Origin of the sequence: Mesorhizobium sp. M2A.F.Ca.ET.037.01.1.1, from assembly GCF_003998075.1 — a bacterium.
Classification (GTDB): domain Bacteria; phylum Pseudomonadota; class Alphaproteobacteria; order Rhizobiales; family Rhizobiaceae; genus Mesorhizobium.
Map to the genome: position 1 here is coordinate 1 of NZ_RZSA01001329.1, position 1426 is coordinate 1426.

General features: G+C 69.0%; 1 protein-coding gene. It reads left to right on the forward strand.

What is annotated here, in order from left to right; all coding sequences use genetic code 11:
- On the forward strand, nt 1–1426 hold a 1426-nt coding region (ptsP, locus tag EOA27_RS36435), incomplete at both ends, for a phosphoenolpyruvate--protein phosphotransferase (RefSeq protein WP_127258712.1).

The following is a 1426-nucleotide window of genomic DNA, read 5'->3' on the forward strand; positions in this document are numbered from 1 at the left end:
GGTGAGCGCGATCGGCAAGGCCGTCGGTCGGCTGGCGGTTCTGGTCGAAACCGCCGATGGCGAAGCCGCCGGCATCCTCGAATTCCACATCGCCATGCTGGAGGACGATGCCTTGAGCGGTCCGGCCCTGGCGGCGATCGGCTCCGGGCAGCCGGCGGACGCCGCCTGGCGCGCGGCGCTCGACCGTGAGATCGCCGGCTACGAAGCGTCGGACCAGGACTATTTCCGCGCTCGCGCCGCCGATCTGCGCGACATCCGCGACCAGGTGCTGCGGGCGCTGAGCGAGGATGGCGAGGCGGCGGCGCCTCCGGGCGCGATCCTCCATGGCGAGGACATCGCGCCGACGCGCTTCCTCGAAACCGATTGGAGCAAGGGCGGCGGCATCGCGCTCAAGCGCGGCAGCACGGCCAGCCATGTCGCCATGCTGGCGCGCTCGCGCGGCGTGCCGATGGTCGTCGGTCTCGGCGCCTTGGCCGCACCGCCCGCGGGCGACGCGCTGCTCGATGCCGAACACGGCGCGATCATTTTCTCACCATTGCCGGCCGAGGTCGAAACCTTCCGCCAATCGGCCTCCTCCTTCGCCGACCGCCAGGGCGCGGCGCGGACATTCCTGACGGCGCCGGCGGTGACCAAGGCCGGCACCGCGGTGCGCGTGCAGGTCAACATCGCCTACCCTTCGGATGTGGAAGGCATCGATATCGAGACCTGCGACGGCGTCGGCCTGATGCGAACGGAATTCCTGTTCGGCAAGACACTGCCGGACGAGGAGACGCAATACCACGCCTACCGCAAGGTGCTGGAATGGGCCGGCGGCAAGCCGGTGACCATCCGCACCGTGGACGCCGGCGGCGACAAGCCGGTGCCGGGTTTCACCGTCGAGGAGACCAATCCGTTTCTCGGCCTGCGCGGCATCAGGCTGTCACTCAAGCGGCTCGACATCTTCTGCGTGCAGATCCGGGCATTGCTGCGCGCCGCCATCCACGGCAATCTGAGGGTGATGTTCCCGATGATCGCCACGCCTGACGAATACAGCCAAGCTGCCGCGCTGTTCGCGCAGGAACAGGCCGCGCTTGTCGCGCAGGGCGTAGCGCACAAGCTGCCGCCGCTCGGCATCATGGTCGAGGTGCCGTCCGTGGCGCTGGCGCCGGAGGATTTCGCCGACGTTGCCTTCTTCTCGATCGGCTCCAACGACCTGACGCAATATGTGATGGCGGCCGCGCGGGACAACGCGGCGGTCGCGCATCTCAATTCCGTTCGCCAGCCGGCGGTGCTGCGGCTGATCGCGGCGCTTGCCGCGTTCGGGCTGGAGAAGGGAATTCCAGTCAGCCTCTGCGGCGATGCCGGTGGCGACCCTGCAACCATCCCGGCGCTGCTCGAGGCCGGTTTGCGCGACCTCTCGGTCGCCCCTGCTCAACTGGCGATGGCC